Genomic DNA, 15,091 nt, shown 5'->3' on the forward strand with positions numbered 1-15,091 from the left:
CAAACCATCATTCGAATGCTGCGAAGTTCCCTGTTCAGGTCCCGGCAGTTCCCTGTTCCGGGTTGCCGGAATTCCCTGATAATCTTCGCGATCGAAAGGGAGGAGAATGCACCAAAGGACCGGAAACGCGTCATTCCAGACGCCAAGTGGCATCCCTGACATCTGAAAAACGACCGAAACAGGGAATTCGGACGGTGAGACTGGGTTGCCGCACACTGCGTCACGCACCATTCCCCTTCATCGCCAGCGACGGGTCAATTGGAATAGGCCGCCGGCTGCTCCGCGTGGAGCAGGTGCTTCTTGGCGCGCGCGCCATCGACGGTCAGGTTCATCCAGGCGATGAGCATGCCAAGTCCGCAAAAGGCATAGACGACATAGCGCATGATGGTTGTCCCATGGTAGGTCCCGAACGCGTGCCAGCCTGGCAGCCAAGGGTAAAGGCCAGGTAGCGGCGAAGGGTTACCGGCTGCGCGCGCTTTCTTAAGCAGTTCGGGGCGGGCCCGGTCAGGCGTGCAGGGCCGCCCATTCGGGATGGCGGCGGAACGCGGCCGCGACATAGGAGCAGGCCGGATCGATGCGAAAGCCCTGTTCGCGCGCATCGGCGACCAGGGCCTCGACCAGGCGGGCGGCCACGCCGCGACCGCCGATCGCGGGTGGAACCAGCGTGTGTTCAGCCACCCGCACAGCGCCGTGCTGGACCCAGGTCAACCGTCCGATCGCCGATTCGCCATCGAGCCGCGCGTGGTATTCGCCGTGGCTGCCCTGGTCGTGGCGGGTTATGGTAACGGTGGTCATGGTCTGGCGCGCTCCGGCTTGACGGCGGGGAGCCGCCCTTACAGAGCAGATGGTGATGCTGTTCCTGTCCGACAATGCCGCCGCCGTCCATCCCGCCGTGTGGGAAGCGATGCGCGCCGCCGACGCGCCTGACGCGCCGTACGACAACGACGCGTTGAGCCAGCGGCTCGACGGTGCCTTTTCGGCGCTGTTCGGGCGCGATTGCGCGGCGCTATGGGTGGCGACGGGCACCGCGGCCAATTGCCTTGCGCTGGCATCGATGGTTCCGCCCCACGGCGGCGTCATCTGCCACCGCGAAGCCCATATCGAAACCGACGAGGGCGGTGCGCCCGGCTTCTACCTCCACGGCGCCAAGCTCATGCTGGTCGATGGCGAGGGGGGCAAGGTATCGGCCGATGTGGTCGAGGCGCTCGCCGCATCGCTGCGCGGCGATGTCCACCAGGTCCAGCCGCATGCGCTGTCGGTCACCCAGGCTAGCGAATACGGACGGGTCTACCAACCCGACGAACTGGCCGAACTGGCGTCCGTCGCCAAGAGGCGGGGGTTGGGCTTTCACATCGATGGCGCGCGCTTTGCCAACGCAGTCGCCTTTCTTGGCTGCGATCCCTCGGAGGCGTGCCAGGGCGCCGATGCGCTGAGCTTCGGCTGCGTCAAGAACGGCGGGATGAGCGCCGAGGCGATCATCTTCTTCGATCCCGCCCTGGCCGATCTGACGCGTTATCGCCGCAAACGCGCCGGACACCTCCAGTCGAAGGGCCGCTACCAGGCGGCCCAGCTGCTCGCCATGGTCGAAGGCGACCTGTGGCTGAGCAACGCCCGCGCCGCCAACGCAGCGGCGCAGCACATCGCCAGGGCGGCCGGCGCCCGCCTGCTGCACCCGGTCGAAGCAAACGAGATCTTCCTGATGGTTGACGCGGAAGAACGGCAGGCCCTGAGGGACCAGGGCTTTGCCTTCTACGACTGGGGCAGCGACGCGGCGCGTCTGGTGACGGCCTGGAACAACCGTGCCGACCATGTCGAGGCGCTGGCCCGCGCTATCGCCGCGCTGTGAGCCAGGCCGTCCGCGTCACGCCGCGCGCGCTCGGCGCGTTCGTGCTGGTCACTTTGATCTGGGGCTCGACCTGGCTGGTGATCAAGGACCAGATCGCGGTCCTCTCACCAAGCTGGGCGGTGGCCTACCGCTTCACCCTGGCGGCGCTGGCGATGTTCGCGCTGGCCGCGATCCGGGGCGAGAGGCTGCGCCTGCCCGCGCCGGCGCTGGGCTTCGCCGGTCTGATCGGCCTGTTCCAGTTCTTCGGCAATTTCCAGCTGGTCTACCGGGCAGAGCATTTCATCACCTCGGGCCTCGTCGCGGTGATCTTCGCGCTGCTCCTGGTGCCCAACACGCTGCTGGCGCGGCTGTTCATCGGCACGCAGGTCAGCGCGCGGTTCCTCGCCGGATCGGCCGTCGCGATCGCAGGGATCGCGCTCCTCATCGTGTACGAATACCGCGCCGCGCCGGCGGGCGGAACGGCCGTGCTGGTGGGCATCGGTATGACGCTGCTCGCGGTGCTGTCGGCCTCGGTCTCGAACGTCATGCAAAGCGCGCGGATCGCGCGCGAGAACTCGACCCTGGTGGTGATCGGCTGGGCCATGGCCTTCGGCGCAGCGGCTGATCTCGTCTTCGCCCTCGCGACGGTCGGACCGCCGCCGCTCGACATCGGCCTGCGCGGGTGGCTGGGCGTGGCCTATCTCGCCATTCTCGGCTCGGTCGTGACCTTCCCGCTCTATTTCGCGCTGATCCGCGACTGGGGCCCCGGCCCGGCTGCCTATTCGAGCGTCCTGATCCCGGTCGTTGCCATGGCCCTGTCGACCCTGTTCGAGGGCTATCTCTGGTCGCCGCTGGCGGCAGGCGGGGCCGTGCTGGCGATGATCGGCCTCGTCATCGCGCTAAGTCCTGCACGGCACGCGCCTAGCCCCTCCACATAGGTCGGATAGCGCGGCGTCCAGCCAAGCACGCGCTTTGCCTTGCCGTTGGCGACGCGGCGGTTCTCGGCATAGAAGCCGCGCGCCATGGGCGATAGGTTTGCCTCGTCCATCGTCTGCAGCGGGGGCACAGGCTGGCCAAGCAGGCGGCACGCCTCCTCGATAACGGCGTTCTGGCCGGCGGGCAGATCGTCGGCCAGGTTGAAGGCCCCGGCCGGCGCCTCGAGCGCAGCCAGGGCGCCGCTGACGATGTCGTCGACGTGGACGCGGCTGAACACCTGATCGGCCAGGTCGATGCGGTGGGCCTTGCCCTCGCGCACCCGGTCCAGCGCCGAACGCCCCGGCCCATAGATCCCAGGTAGGCGCAGCACCCGCGCGCCGCGCGCCAGCCAGGCGGCATCGGCCTCGGCGCGGGCTGTGCGGCGCCCGGTGCCGATGGGAGCGCTTTCGTCGGTCCAGGCGCCCTTCGTGTCGCCATAGACCCCGGTCGAGGAGAGATAGATCAGCGTTTTTCCGGCAAGCGCATCGCCATAGGTTTCGAGCACCGGATCGCCGCCGGCGCCGTCGGGCGGCACGGACGAGAGGACGTGGCCGGCATCGGCCAGCGCGAGCCGCACCGTGCCCGCATCGTCGAAGCGCAGGGTGCCGTCGCGCCCGGTCGAGACCACGTCCCAGCCGCGGACCGCCAGAGCGGCACCGATGCGGCCGGCGGTATAGCCAAGCCCGAAGATGAAAATGCGCGGCACGGAAAGTTCCCTAGCGCGCGGCGCTGGCATTCGGAAGCGCAGTCCCTAAGTTGGGCGGCATGGACATCGCCAGCAGACCCTCCGAACCTTCGACCAACCCCGAAACCGCCGACGCTGCCGTGCCGCCCCACGCGCCGGCGACGATCCGGCGCGAGGATTATCAGCAGCCTGCCTGGCTGGTGCCGGAAGTGGCGCTCGATTTCGCGCTGGGTCTCGAGGCAACACGGGTCGAGGCGCGGTTGTCGGTTGCCCGCAACCCGGCGGGCAACGGATCCCCGACGCTCCGCCTGGCGGGTGACGGGATCACCGCCGAATCGGTCGCGGTCGACGGCGCGCCGCACGGCGCCTGGAAGATGGACGGGCCGGACCTGTTGGTCGACCTTCCGGGCGAGGTGCACGAGGTCACGATCGTCACCTGGACCAACCCCGCCGCCAATTCGCAGCTGATGGGGCTCTACGCTTCGAACGGGATGCTCTGCACCCAGTGCGAGGCCGAGGGCTTCCGGCGCATCACCTTCCACCCCGACCGGCCCGACGTGTTGTCGATCTACCGCGTACGGATGAGCGGCACGAAGGCGCAGTTCCCCGTCCTGCTGTCGAACGGCAACTGCACCGCACGCGGCGAGGGCGCGGACGGCACCCACTGGGCCGAATGGTACGATCCCTGGCCCAAGCCGAGCTATCTGTTCGCGCTGGTCGCGGGCGATCTGGTTGCCAACCACGATACCTTCACGACGATCAGCGGGCGAACGGTCGATCTCAACATCTGGGTGCGCGACGGCGACCAGGACCGCACCCACCACGCCATGCAGGCGCTCAAGGATTCGATGAAGTGGGACGAGGAGGCATTCGGCCGCGAATACGATCTCGACCTGTTCAACATCGTCGCGGTCAGCGATTTCAACATGGGGGCGATGGAGAACAAGGGCCTGAACGTCTTCAACACCCGCTACATCCTCGCCGACCCCGATACCGCGACCGACATGGACTATGACGGAATCGAAGGGGTCGTCGCCCACGAATACTTCCACAACTGGTCGGGCAACCGCGTCACCTGCCGCGACTGGTTCCAGCTGAGCCTGAAGGAAGGCTTCACCGTGCTGCGCGACCAGCTGTTCAGCCAGGACATGGGATCGGAAGCGGTCAAGCGGATCGAGGACGTACGGATCCTGCGCGCGGCCCAGTTTCCCGAGGATTCGGGCCCCTTGGCGCATCCGATCCGGCCCGACAGTTACCAGGAGATCTCGAACTTCTACACGGCGACCGTCTACAACAAGGGCGCCGAGGTGATCCGCATGATGCGCACGATGGTCGGGCCCGAACGGTTCCGGAAGGGCACCGACCTCTACTTCGACCGCCACGATGGCGAGGCGGCGACCTGCGAGGACTTCGTCAAGGCGATCGAGGACGGCGCGGGCGCCGATCTCGGCCAGTTCCGCCGCTGGTATGCACAGGCCGGTACCCCGCGCGTCGAAGCGCGGATGGACTTTGCCGAAGGCGTGGCGACGGTCACGCTCACTCAAACCGTGCCGCCAACGCCCGGCCAGCCGGGGAAGCAGCCTGTGGTCATCCCGCTGCGGCTCGCGCTGTTCGACCGCGCGAGCGGCGCGAACCGCGGCGAGGAGCTGGTGGTGCTGCGCGAACCGAGCATGCAGGTCAGCTTTGCCGGCTTTGCCGAACGGCCCGTGCTGTCGATCAACCGCGGCTTTTCCGCGCCGATCGCGCTCGACGCCGGGCAGGCCACTGCGGACCTCGTCTTCCTTGCCGCGCATGACGACGACCCCTTCGCCCGGTACGAGGCGATGCAGCAACTGGTCGTCCAGCACCTTATCGGATTGGTTGGCGGCGCAATGCTGTGCCAGGCCGAGCGCGATGCGGGGCGCGAAGCCATCGGCCGCGCGCTCGAGGCGGTGATCGGCGATCCGGCGCTCGACGACCTGATGCGCGGCGAACTGATGATTCTGCCGGGCGAGACCTATCTCGCCGAACAGCTCGCCGTAGCCGATCCAGGCGTGATCCACGAAGAGCGCGAAGGCCTCAAGGCCTGGCTCGGCGCGCAGCTCAGGGACCAGCTCATCGCCTTGCACGAACGCGCCAGTGCGGTCCCATACGGCCTCTCGGCCGAAGCGCGCGGCGCGCGCAAGATCAAGACTCAGGCGCTGGTCTATCTGGCCGCGGGGGCGCCGGAGGTGGCGGCGGACCTTGCCGTGCAGCAGTACGACGCGGCCGACAACATGACCGACCGGCAGGGCGCGCTGATGGTGCTGGCAGGCCTCGACACGCCGCTGCGCGAGGTCAAGCTGGCCGCCTTCCATCAGCGCTATGCCGGCAACGCGCTGGTCATCGACAAGTGGTTCTCGCTCCAGGCGGGATCGCTGCATCCCAGGGTCGTCGATCACGTCAAGGCGCTGAGCGGGCATCCCGACTTCACGCTGACCAACCCCAACCGGGTGCGCTCGCTCTACATGGCCTTCACCGCGCCGCACGCCTTCCACGCCCAGGGCGGCGAAGGCTACCGGATGATTGCCGACCTGATCGTGGCGCTCGACCCGATCAACCCGCAGACTGCGGCGCGCTTTGTCGCTCCGCTTGGCCGTTGGCGGCGGGTGGAGCCGATGCGTTCGGCGCTGATGCGCGCCGAACTGGAACGGATCGCGGCCACGCCGGGGCTGTCGAAGGACACCTTCGAGCAGGTCAGCAAAAGCCTTGGCTGATCCGGTCGAGGTCGATCGAGCCGCGGTGCTGGACGGCATCGCCCACGGCTTCCTCGGCCGGCGGGGCGGGGTGTCGCAGGGCGTGGTCGCCGGGCTCAACGTCGGGTTGGGCGCGGGTGACGACGATGTTGCCGTCATCGTCAACCGCCGCCGGGCAGCCGAGGCGGTTCTGCCCGGCGCGCGGCTGGTCACGGTCTACCAGGTCCATTCGCCCGACTGCGTCGCCGCGACGCAGCCATGGCCCGACGCCGAGCGGCCGCACGCCGATGCGCTGGTGACGGCAACGCCGGGACTGGTGCTGGGCGTGGTCACCGCCGACTGTGCTCCGGTCCTCCTGGCGGATCGCGAGGCCGGCGTGGTCGGCGCGGCCCACGCCGGCTGGAAAGGCGCGGTTGGCGGGGTGACCGATTCCACCATTGCCGCGATGGAGGCGCTCGGCGCCCGCCGCGACCGCATCGCCGCGGCGATCGGGCCCTGCATCGCCCAGGCCAGTTACGAGGTCGACGACCTCTTTCGGAGCCGGTTCTGCGCCGATGCGGCCGACAACGCGCGATTCTTTGCCGCAGGCCGCGCCGGGCACTGGCAGTTCGACCTTGAAGGCTATGTCGCAGCCCGGCTCGACGCCGCGGGGATCGGCGCCGTCGAGCGCATGGCGCTCGACACCTACGCCGACGAGGACCGCTTCTATTCCTTCCGCCGCGCCACCCACCGCTCCGAGCCGAGCTATGGCCGGCAGTTTTCGCTGATCGGCCTGTGACCGCGATCCTTTAAGCCCGTCAGGCCTTTCGCTTAATTTCGCTGTTGGCAGCGCAAGGCTTCGCGTCTATCAGGCCCGCCAAATCGTCGGGTCCGGCGGCACTTGCCGTGCGTCCGCGGTTCGCCTACGGGCAGGTCGGGGGGCAAACTTTCAGATGCTTTCCGGGCAGGTTTAGGGACGGTTTTGCGTTCTCTCTCGCGATGCGAAGGGGCGCAGAACGGAATGAACAGGATTGGTTCGACCATGGCACAGGATGCTGGCACCGACACTGCCGCCGTCATTGACGGCGAAGGCGTGCGGCGGCGCGATTTCATCAACATTGCCGCGGTAAGCGCCGCAGGCGTCGGCGGCCTGGCGGTGATCTATCCGCTGATCAGCCAGATGGCCCCGTCGGCCGACGTGCTGGCCGAAAGCTCGACCGAGGTCGATATTGCCCAGGTTCAGCCGGGCATGGCGATGAAGGCGGTGTTCCGCAAGCAGCCGGTTTTCATCCGTAACCTGACCCCCAAGGAAATTCAGGAAGCCGAGGCCGTCGACGTCGGCTCGCTGCGCGATCCGCAGACGCTCGCCGAACGGACCAAGGAAGGCAAGACCAACTGGCTGATCACCATGGGCGTCTGCACCCACCTCGGCTGCATCCCGCTCGGCGCGGGTGAGGGCGAGGTGAAGGGCGAATACGGCGGCTACTTCTGCCCCTGTCACGGTTCGGTCTACGATACCGCGGCCCGCATCCGCAAAGGCCCGGCGCCCACCAACCTGCAGGTGCCGGATTACGAATTCACCTCCGACACTGTCATCAAGATCGGCTGAGGGTCCACACGATGAGCTTCCCCTGGGCAAAGCAGTACACGCCGAAGCACCCCTTCATGGTGTGGATGGACGAAAAGCTGCCGCTTCCGCGACTGGTCTACAGCGCGGTCGGCGGCGGCTACGAAGTGCCGCGCAACATCAACTATTTCTGGAACTTCGGTTTCCTCGCCGGCTTCTGTCTGGTGATCCAGATCGTCACAGGCGTCATTCTGGCGATGCATTACGGCGGTAACACGCAGGTGGCGTTCGATTCGACCGAACACATCATGCGCGACGTCAATTACGGCTGGATGCTGCGCTATGGCCACGCCAACGGCGCCTCGGCGTTCTTCGTGATCGTCTACCTGCACATCTTCCGCGGCTTCTACTTCGGCTCCTACAAGGCCCCGCGCGAGATGATCTGGCTCCTGGGCGTCGTGATCTTCCTCCTGATGATGGCCACCGCCTTCATGGGCTACGTGCTGCCGTGGGGTCAGATGTCCTACTGGGGCGCGCAGGTGATCACCGGCCTGTTCTCGGCAATTCCAATGGTCGGCGAGCCGATCCGCGAATGGCTGCTGGGCGGCTTTGCGCCGGACAACGCCGCGCTCAACCGCTTCTTCTCGCTGCACTTCCTGCTGCCCTTCGTGATCCTGGGCGTGGTGATCCTGCACATCTGGGCGCTGCACATTCCCGGATCGTCGAACCCGACCGGCGTCGAGGTGAAGAGCGAATCTGACACGCTGCCCTTCTACCCCTACTTCATCGCAAAGGACGGGTGGACGATCGGCCTGTTCCTGATCATCTACAGCCTGTTCGTGTTCTTCATGCCGAACGCGCTGGGCCATCCGGACAACTACATCCCGGCGAACCCGCTGCAGACGCCGGCGCACATCGTGCCCGAATGGTATTTCTGGCCGTTCTACGCGATCCTGCGCAGCTTCACGCAGGACTGGCTGTTCATCATCCCGGCCAAGCTGATGGGCGTGCTTGCCATGTTCAGCGCGATCCTGGTGTGGTTCTTCCTGCCCTGGCTCGACAAGTCGCCGGTGCGTTCGGGCAACTACCGCCCGCTCTACCGCAAGTTCTTCTGGGTGCTGGTGCTCGACGTGCTGGTCCTGGGCTATTGCGGCGGCATGCCGGCCGAACAGCCCTACGTGCTGGTCGCCCAGATCGCCTCGATCTACTACTTCCTGCACTTCCTCGTGATCGTGCCGATCGTCTCGTCGATCGAACGTCCTGAACCGCTGCCCTACTCGATCACCGAAGCCGTGCTCGGGTCCGACAAGGCTGCGGCTCCGGGCGACAAGGCCTGACCGGACAGCGAGAGGGAAACGAACACATGATCCGCATTTTCTCCATCCTCGCCGGCCTGTTCTTCGCAGGCGCGCTGGCCTGGTCGCTGCTGTGGGATACCATCGGCTTCGCCCAGGAAGGCCTGCCCAAGACGGTCGAGAAGGCTTTCTATGAGCATCCCAAGGAACTGCACCTGGCCAGCGACGGCTGGTTCGGCAAGTTCGACAAGAAGCAGGTCAAGCGCGGCTTCGAAGTGTACCAGCAGGTCTGCGCCAGCTGCCACTCGCTGAAGCACGTCTCCTTCCGCGATCTTGCCGCGCTTGAGTACAGCGAAGCCGAGATCAAGGAACTGGCCGCCGCCGCGACGGTGAACGCGCCCGATCCGCTGACCGGCGAAATGAAGGATCGTCCGGGCCTGCCCGCCGATCACTTCCCGCCGGTTGTCTATGCCGGCCAGGGTCATCCGCCGGATCTGTCGCTGCTGGCCAAGGCTCGCCACGACGGCGCGGCCTACACCTACTCGCTGCTGACGGGCTACCAGGCGCAGCCGGCCGAACTGCTCAAGCAGTTCCCCGACGCCAAGACCCCGGAAGGGCTGCACTACAACCCGTATTTCCCGAACCTAAACCTCGCCATGCCGGCGCCGCTGACCAGCGACGGGCAGGTGACCTATTCGGACGGGACCAATGCCACCATCGACCAGATGGCCAAGGACGTTTCGGCGTTCCTCGTCTGGACCGCGGAGCCCAAGCTCGACAAGCGGCACCAGGTCGGGTTCTGGTGGCTGGGCTTCCTGATCTACGCGACGATCCTGGGCTATCTTGCCTACCGGAACGTCTGGGCCGGCAAGAAGCACTAGGCTTCGCCTGCCTTCAAACACGAAAGGGGCGTCCCGATGGGGCGCCCCTTTTCGTTTCCACATGCGCCGCGCCATTGACCGCGCGACGGCTCTATCGCATAGGGCGGCCAGAGCGCGGGTATAGCTTAGTGGTAAAGCTCCAGCCTTCCAAGCTGGCTATGCGGGTTCGATTCCCGCTACCCGCTCCAGCCCTTCTCCTCAGCCGAATTCGTCGACCAGTTCGGCTTCGTCGTCGGCGGGAGCCAGGCGGATCAGGTAATCGAAAGCGGCCAGCCCGGCCTTCGCCCCTTCGCCCATCGCGATGACGATCTGCTTGTAGGGTGCGGTGGTCGCATCGCCGGCAGCGAAAACGCCCGGAAGACTCGTCGCGCCCCGAGCGTCGACCTCGATCTCGCCGCGCTGGGTGAGCGCGATCGTGCCGTCGAGCCACTCGGTGTTGGGCACCAGACCGATCTGCACGAAGATCCCGTCAAGATCGATCACGTGTTCGGCATCGGTCGAACGGTCCTTGTAGCGCAGGCCGGTAACCTTGGCCCCGTCGCCCAGCACTTCGGTGGTGAGAGCCGAAGTGACGACGGTGACGTTGGGCAAGCTCGTCAGCCGGGCCTGCAGCACCGCATCGGCGCGCAGCTGGCCGTCGAATTCGATGAGGGTGACCTCGGCGCAGAGGCCCGCCAGGTCGATCGCCGCCTCGACGCCTGAATTGCCGCCGCCGATCACCGCGGTGCGCTTGCCCTTGAACAGCGGACCGTCGCAGTGCGGGCAATAGGCCACGCCCTTGTTGCGGTAGAGATCCTCGCCGGGCACACCCATCTGGCGCCAGCGCGCGCCGGTGGTCAGGATTATAGTGCGCGCCTTGAGCCGCGCGCCGCTTTCCAGTTCTACTTCGTGGAGACGGCCCGGGCCATCGGCGGGCGTCAGCGCCACGGCGGTCTGCAGGTTCATGACGTCGACCGGGTAGTCCCTGACGTGAGCCTCGAGCTGCGCGGCAAGGCGCGGGCCTTCGGTGTGGGGCACCGAAATGAAGTTCTCGATGCCCATCGTGTCGAGCACCTGGCCGCCGAACCGTTCGGCCGCCACGCCGGTCCGGATGCCCTTGCGCGCGGCATAGATCGCCGCGGCCGCGCCAGCCGGGCCGCCGCCGACAATCAGCACGTCGAACGGCTCCTTGGCGGCGATCTTTTCTGCTGCGCGGGCGAGCGCGCCGGTGTCGAGCTTGGCCATGATCTGGGCAAGGTCCATGCGGCCCTGGCCGAACGGTTCACCGTTCAGGAAGACGGCAGGCACGGCCATGATCTGGCGGCGCTCGACCTCGTCCTGGAACAGCGCGCCGTCGATCGCGACGTGGCTGACGTTCGGGTTGAGCGCAGCCATGATGTTGAGGGCCTGGACCACGTCGGGACAGTTCTGGCAGCTCAGCGAAAAGAAGGTTTCGAACCGGTATTCGCCCTCCAGCGCGCGCACCGCATCGAGCAATTCGGCATCCTCCTTGGGCGGATGCCCGCCGACATGGAGCAGGGCCAGTACCAGCGAGGTGAACTCGTGACCCAGCGGCAGGCCCGCGAAAACGGCTTCGGCGCGGCCCTTGTCGGCGCGGATCGCGAAGGATGGCCGCCGTGCATCATCGCCATCGAAACGGACGGAGACCTTGTCGGAGAGGTCCGCGATGCCGGCGACCAGCGCGCGCATGTCGGCGGCCTTGGGGCTATCGTCGAGGCTTGCCACCAGCTCCACCGGGCGGCGCAGGTTGGCAAGATAGTTCTTGAGCTGTGCGCTGGTTGCGGTGTCGAGCATGGCGGTTTCCTTGGGGAGGGGATGGAACAACCGTCCGGTGGCCGGGCGATGGGTTCGCCCGGCCGGGACGGTGCGGCGCGATCAGATCTTGCCGACGAGGTCGAACGAGGGAACCAGCGTGTCGGCGCCTTCTTCCCACTTGGCCGGGCAGACCTGGCCGGGATTTTCGCGGACGTAGATCGCGGCCTTGATCTTGCGGACCAGTTCCTCGGCGTTGCGGCCGACGCCTTCGCAGGTCACTTCCATCACCTGGATCACGCCGTCGGGATCGACCACGAAGGTCGCGCGGTCGGCCAGGCCCTGGCCTTCGCGCAGCACGCCGAAGTTGGTGCTGATCACGTGGTTCTGGTCGCCCAGCATGGGAAAGTCGATCTTGCCGATCGCGGGCGAGGTGTCGTGCCAGGCCTTGTGGCTGAAATGGGTGTCGGTCGACACGGCATAGACTTCGACGCCCATCGCCTTGAGGCCCTTGTACTGGTCGGCCAGATCTTCGAGCTCGGTCGGGCAGACGAAGGTGAAGTCGGCCGGATAGAAGAAGAACACGGCCCACTTGCCGGCAGTGCCCTTGTCGGTGACTTCGACGAACTTGCCCTGGTGGAAGGCCTGTGCGGTGAACGGCTTGATCGTGCTGCCGATGATACCCATCGATTTTCTTCCTTGTGCTTGGTGGGTGCCGGAGGTCCGGCGAGAATGCCTTTCGCCATGTGGTTGCTGCAATGCACAATGGCCATCGGAATATTCGAATGACTGTGATCGGCTTTGGCGATTGCAGTGCTGCAGATCCCATAAGGCTGAGAATTATGGATAAAAAAAGGGCCGGCTCCGAAGAGCCGACCCTGTTGAAGTCTTTGGGAGAGGATGCCTGAAAGGCCCGACCTATATGAGTTGCACGGCGCAATGTTGCAAGTGCGAAAATTGCCCTCAGTGTTGCATTTTACGCAACGCGAAAGCGGGGCGCCGTTTTTTCAAGCACTTGCACCAGGGCATTGTCCCGATCGAGCGTGTTCGTAGGACTTTGGGATGAGACCAGCCCTATCCTGCGCCGCAATCCGAAATCGCTGATCGGCACCATCGTGACGCCGGCAATGCCGAGCGATCGCGGCGCCACGGTTACGCCCAGCCCGGCGCGGACCAGGGCCATGGCGCGGTCGTCGTGGGCCGATCGCAAGGCGAATCGCGGCCGGACGCCGCTGGTGGTGAAGAACCGGCTGGTTTCGCCCAGCACTTCGCAGGCGCGGCGCGCGATCATCGTTTCGCCGGCGACGTCGGTGGCCCGAATCGTGCTGGCTGCGGCAAGCGGATGGCTGGCAGGCAGGGCCAGGCAATAATCCTCCTCCAGCAGCACCGTCCCTTCGCTGCGCCGCCCCCCGCCGAGCAATGTCAGCGCGAGATCGATCGACCCCGTAGCCAGCGCTGAGGCCAGTTCACGCTCGCCTCCCTCTGTCAGTTCGAGCGGACGATCGCCGGCATAGCGGGCGACCGTCGCTTCGATCCAGGCAGTCGAAACGGTGTCGAGCACGCCGAGCCGGATCGGTCGCGCCGGAACTGGCACCGCGCCGATCCGCGCTTCGGCATCGTGAAACTGCGCTTCGATCGCCCGGGCCATCGGCAGCAGCGCGTTACCGGCCGCGGTCAGGCCGATCCGGCGCCGCTCGCGCACGAACAGACGCGTGCCGAGTTGCCGTTCGAGTTCAGCGATACCGCCGGACAAGGACGGCTGCGCGATGTTCAGCGCATGGGCAGCGCGAGTGAAGCTGCCGGTATCGACCACGGCGAGGAAATGCCTCATCTGGGTGCGGCTTAGCATAGGTCAGTCCTATACTATCGGGCGGTTAAATCCAGTTTTTCCATTTTGCCGCGCCGCGCTACCGTGCGACCAGACAGTGTTGGAGAGAATTGCCGGATGCGCGCCACCCCCGATTTCGACTTTGGCCTGACCGAAAGCGCGCAGATGATCCGCGAGGCGGCGGGCCGCTTTGCCGACGAACGGATCCTGCCGCTCGCCGCCGCGATCGATGCCGAGGACCGTTTCCCGCGCGAGTTGTGGCAGCCGATGGGTGAGCTGGGGCTGCATGGCATCACGGTGGAGGAACAATGGGGCGGGCTGGGCCTCGGCTATCTCGACCACGTGATCGCGGTGGAGGAGGTAAGCCGCGCCAGCGGGGCCGTCGGCCTGTCCTACGGCGCCCATTCCAACCTCTGCATCAACCAGATCCGCCGCTGGGGCAATGAGGAGCAGAAGGCGAAATACCTGCCAGGGCTCATCAGCGGCGAACACGTCGGCAGCCTCGCCATGTCGGAAGCCGGGGCCGGGTCCGACGTGGTCTCGATGAAGCTGAAGGCCGACGCCGTTCCCGGCGGGTTCCGCCTCAACGGCACCAAGTTCTGGATCACCAACGGGACCTATGCCGACACGCTGGTGGTCTATGCCAAGACCGCGCCCGAGGCCGGGTCGCGCGGCATCTCGGCCTTCCTGATCGAGAAGGGCATGGCCGGGTTCTCGATCGGGCAGAAGATCGACAAGATGGGTCTGCGCGGTTCGCCGACGTGCGAACTGGTTTTCGACGATTGCTTCGTGCCTGACGAAAACGTGATGGGGCCGCTTCACGGCGGCGTCGGCGTGCTGATGAGCGGGCTCGATTACGAGCGCGTGGTGCTGGCGGGCATGCAGATCGGGATCATCCAGGCCTGTCTCGACGTGGTCATTCCCTATGTCCGCGAAAGGAAGCAGTTCGGCAAAGCCATCGGCTCGTTCCAGCTGATGCAGGCCAAGGTCGCCGACATGTACGTCGCGATGCAATCGGCCCGGGCCTATGTCTACGCCGTGGCCAAGGCCTGCGACGCCGGGCAGACCACCCGCTTCGACGCCGCCGGCGCGATCCTGCTGGCAAGCGAGAACGCCTTCCGCACCGCAGGCGAGGCGGTTCAGGCGCTGGGCGGGGCGGGCTATACCAAGGACTGGCCGGTCGAACGCTTCCTGCGCGACGCCAAGCTGCTCGACATCGGCGCCGGAACGAACGAGATCCGTCGCATGCTGATCGGGCGCGAACTGATCGGAGCGAACTGATGGGCGACGACGATTACGTCTACGACGAAGACAGCGGCGAATGGCTGCCGGCCGAGGAACTGGCCGCAAAGCGCGCCGCCGAAGGCATGGTCGAGGTCCGCGACGCGGTCGGCAATCTCTTGGCCGATGGCGATCAGGTAACGCTGATCAAGGACCTTGAGGTCAAGGGCGCGGGGCAGACGCTCAAGCAGGGCACCGTGATCAAGTCGATCCGGCTGACCGGCGATCCGCAGGAGATCGACTGCAGGTATCCCGGCATCAAGGGGCTCGTGCTGCGGGCCGAGTTCGTCAGGAAGCGGTGAGGCGCAA

Annotated in this window: 15 protein-coding genes and 1 tRNA gene; 10 read left to right on the plus strand and 6 right to left on the minus strand. The window is 66.3% G+C overall.

Annotated features, from left to right (window positions below; genetic code table 11):
- Positions 1-254: 254 nt before the first annotated feature.
- Complete coding sequence (locus tag B0I00_RS17370) at positions 255-383, minus strand: hypothetical protein (protein WP_269800244.1); 129 nt, start codon at positions 381-383, stop codon at positions 255-257.
- A gap of 121 nt (positions 384-504) precedes the next feature.
- Positions 505-795, minus strand: coding sequence for a GNAT family N-acetyltransferase (locus B0I00_RS13655; protein WP_100867962.1), 291 nt, complete (start codon positions 793-795; stop codon positions 505-507).
- Positions 796-850: 55 nt separating this feature from the next.
- Between B0I00_RS13655 and B0I00_RS13660 the strand changes: the two genes are divergently transcribed.
- Complete coding sequence (locus tag B0I00_RS13660) at positions 851-1,846, plus strand: threonine aldolase family protein (RefSeq protein WP_100868160.1); 996 nt, start codon at positions 851-853, stop codon at positions 1,844-1,846.
- Positions 1,843-2,763: a DMT family transporter gene (locus B0I00_RS13665; protein WP_100867963.1), complete on the plus strand. Its 921-nt coding sequence runs from the start codon at positions 1,843-1,845 to the stop codon at positions 2,761-2,763. Before B0I00_RS13660 ends, B0I00_RS13665 begins: the two co-directional genes overlap by 4 nt.
- Here B0I00_RS13665 and B0I00_RS13670 read toward each other — a convergent pair.
- Positions 2,661-3,506: a Rossmann-fold NAD(P)-binding domain-containing protein gene (locus B0I00_RS13670; RefSeq protein WP_198519255.1), complete on the minus strand. Its 846-nt coding sequence runs from the start codon at positions 3,504-3,506 to the stop codon at positions 2,661-2,663. The genes B0I00_RS13665 and B0I00_RS13670 overlap by 103 nt on opposite strands.
- A 59-nt stretch (positions 3,507-3,565) precedes the next feature.
- On the opposite strand from B0I00_RS13670, the gene pepN reads away from it, so the two are divergent.
- From pepN to B0I00_RS13700, 6 genes are all read left to right on the plus strand, one after another.
- Positions 3,566-6,220 carry an aminopeptidase N gene (pepN, locus tag B0I00_RS13675; protein ID WP_100867965.1) on the plus strand — a complete coding sequence of 885 codons (2,655 nt, stop codon included), beginning with the start codon at positions 3,566-3,568 and terminating at the stop codon, positions 6,218-6,220.
- The gene (gene pgeF / locus B0I00_RS13680) at positions 6,213-6,977 is read left to right on the plus strand and encodes a peptidoglycan editing factor PgeF (protein ID WP_100867966.1); all 765 of its coding nucleotides are present in this window, start codon (positions 6,213-6,215) and stop codon (positions 6,975-6,977) included. Before pepN ends, pgeF begins: the two co-directional genes overlap by 8 nt.
- A gap of 243 nt (positions 6,978-7,220) precedes the next feature.
- Positions 7,221-7,787, plus strand: coding sequence for a ubiquinol-cytochrome c reductase iron-sulfur subunit (gene petA, locus B0I00_RS13685; protein ID WP_100868161.1), 567 nt, complete (start codon positions 7,221-7,223; stop codon positions 7,785-7,787).
- Between the two features lie 11 nt (positions 7,788-7,798).
- Positions 7,799-9,082: a cytochrome b gene (locus B0I00_RS13690; RefSeq protein ID WP_100867967.1), complete on the plus strand. Its 1,284-nt coding sequence runs from the start codon at positions 7,799-7,801 to the stop codon at positions 9,080-9,082.
- A gap of 26 nt (positions 9,083-9,108) precedes the next feature.
- Complete coding sequence (locus tag B0I00_RS13695; protein ID WP_100867968.1) at positions 9,109-9,921, plus strand: cytochrome c1; 813 nt, start codon at positions 9,109-9,111, stop codon at positions 9,919-9,921.
- 114 nt (positions 9,922-10,035) lie between these two features.
- A tRNA-Gly gene (locus B0I00_RS13700) sits at positions 10,036-10,109 on the plus strand.
- A gap of 10 nt (positions 10,110-10,119) precedes the next feature.
- On the opposite strand, the gene ahpF is transcribed toward B0I00_RS13700, so the two are convergent.
- The 3 genes from ahpF to B0I00_RS13715 form a co-directional block, all read right to left on the minus strand.
- Positions 10,120-11,715: an alkyl hydroperoxide reductase subunit F gene (ahpF, locus tag B0I00_RS13705; RefSeq protein ID WP_100868162.1), complete on the minus strand. Its 1,596-nt coding sequence runs from the start codon at positions 11,713-11,715 to the stop codon at positions 10,120-10,122.
- A gap of 81 nt (positions 11,716-11,796) precedes the next feature.
- Entirely contained in the window at positions 11,797-12,360 is a 564-nt protein-coding gene (gene ahpC / locus B0I00_RS13710) for an alkyl hydroperoxide reductase subunit C (protein ID WP_100867969.1), read from the minus strand.
- Positions 12,361-12,649: 289 nt separating this feature from the next.
- Positions 12,650-13,522 carry a LysR family transcriptional regulator gene (locus B0I00_RS13715; RefSeq protein WP_100867970.1) on the minus strand — a complete coding sequence of 291 codons (873 nt, stop codon included), beginning with the start codon at positions 13,520-13,522 and terminating at the stop codon, positions 12,650-12,652.
- Between the two features lie 96 nt (positions 13,523-13,618).
- On the opposite strand from B0I00_RS13715, the gene B0I00_RS13720 reads away from it, so the two are divergent.
- Positions 13,619-14,782 (plus strand): isovaleryl-CoA dehydrogenase, encoded by a 1,164-nt coding sequence (locus tag B0I00_RS13720; protein WP_100867971.1) that lies wholly within the window; start codon positions 13,619-13,621, stop codon positions 14,780-14,782.
- Positions 14,782-15,084: an alkylphosphonate utilization protein gene (locus B0I00_RS13725; RefSeq protein WP_408635242.1), complete on the plus strand. Its 303-nt coding sequence runs from the start codon at positions 14,782-14,784 to the stop codon at positions 15,082-15,084. The genes B0I00_RS13720 and B0I00_RS13725 overlap by 1 nt, the downstream gene beginning before the upstream one ends.
- The last annotated feature ends 7 nt before the right edge of the window (positions 15,085-15,091 follow it).

Origin of the sequence: Novosphingobium kunmingense, from assembly GCF_002813245.1 — a bacterium.
Taxonomy (GTDB): domain Bacteria; phylum Pseudomonadota; class Alphaproteobacteria; order Sphingomonadales; family Sphingomonadaceae; genus Novosphingobium; species Novosphingobium kunmingense.

Coding starts and splice junctions, on each gene's coding strand:
- B0I00_RS17370 (WP_269800244.1), bottom strand. CDS start 383: ATGCGCTATGTCGTCTATGCCTTTTGCGGACTTGGCATGCTCATCGCC.
- B0I00_RS13655 (WP_100867962.1), bottom strand. CDS start 795: ATGACCACCGTTACCATAACCCGCCACGACCAGGGCAGCCACGGCGAA.
- B0I00_RS13660 (WP_100868160.1), top strand. CDS start 851: ATGCTGTTCCTGTCCGACAATGCCGCCGCCGTCCATCCCGCCGTGTGG.
- pepN (WP_100867965.1), top strand. CDS start 3,566: ATGGACATCGCCAGCAGACCCTCCGAACCTTCGACCAACCCCGAAACC.
- petA (WP_100868161.1), top strand. CDS start 7,221: ATGGCACAGGATGCTGGCACCGACACTGCCGCCGTCATTGACGGCGAA.
- B0I00_RS13690 (WP_100867967.1), top strand. CDS start 7,799: ATGAGCTTCCCCTGGGCAAAGCAGTACACGCCGAAGCACCCCTTCATG.
- B0I00_RS13695 (WP_100867968.1), top strand. CDS start 9,109: ATGATCCGCATTTTCTCCATCCTCGCCGGCCTGTTCTTCGCAGGCGCG.
- ahpF (WP_100868162.1), bottom strand. CDS start 11,715: ATGCTCGACACCGCAACCAGCGCACAGCTCAAGAACTATCTTGCCAAC.
- ahpC (WP_100867969.1), bottom strand. CDS start 12,360: ATGGGTATCATCGGCAGCACGATCAAGCCGTTCACCGCACAGGCCTTC.
- B0I00_RS13715 (WP_100867970.1), bottom strand. CDS start 13,522: ATGCTAAGCCGCACCCAGATGAGGCATTTCCTCGCCGTGGTCGATACC.
- B0I00_RS13720 (WP_100867971.1), top strand. CDS start 13,619: ATGCGCGCCACCCCCGATTTCGACTTTGGCCTGACCGAAAGCGCGCAG.
- B0I00_RS13725 (WP_408635242.1), top strand. CDS start 14,782: ATGGGCGACGACGATTACGTCTACGACGAAGACAGCGGCGAATGGCTG.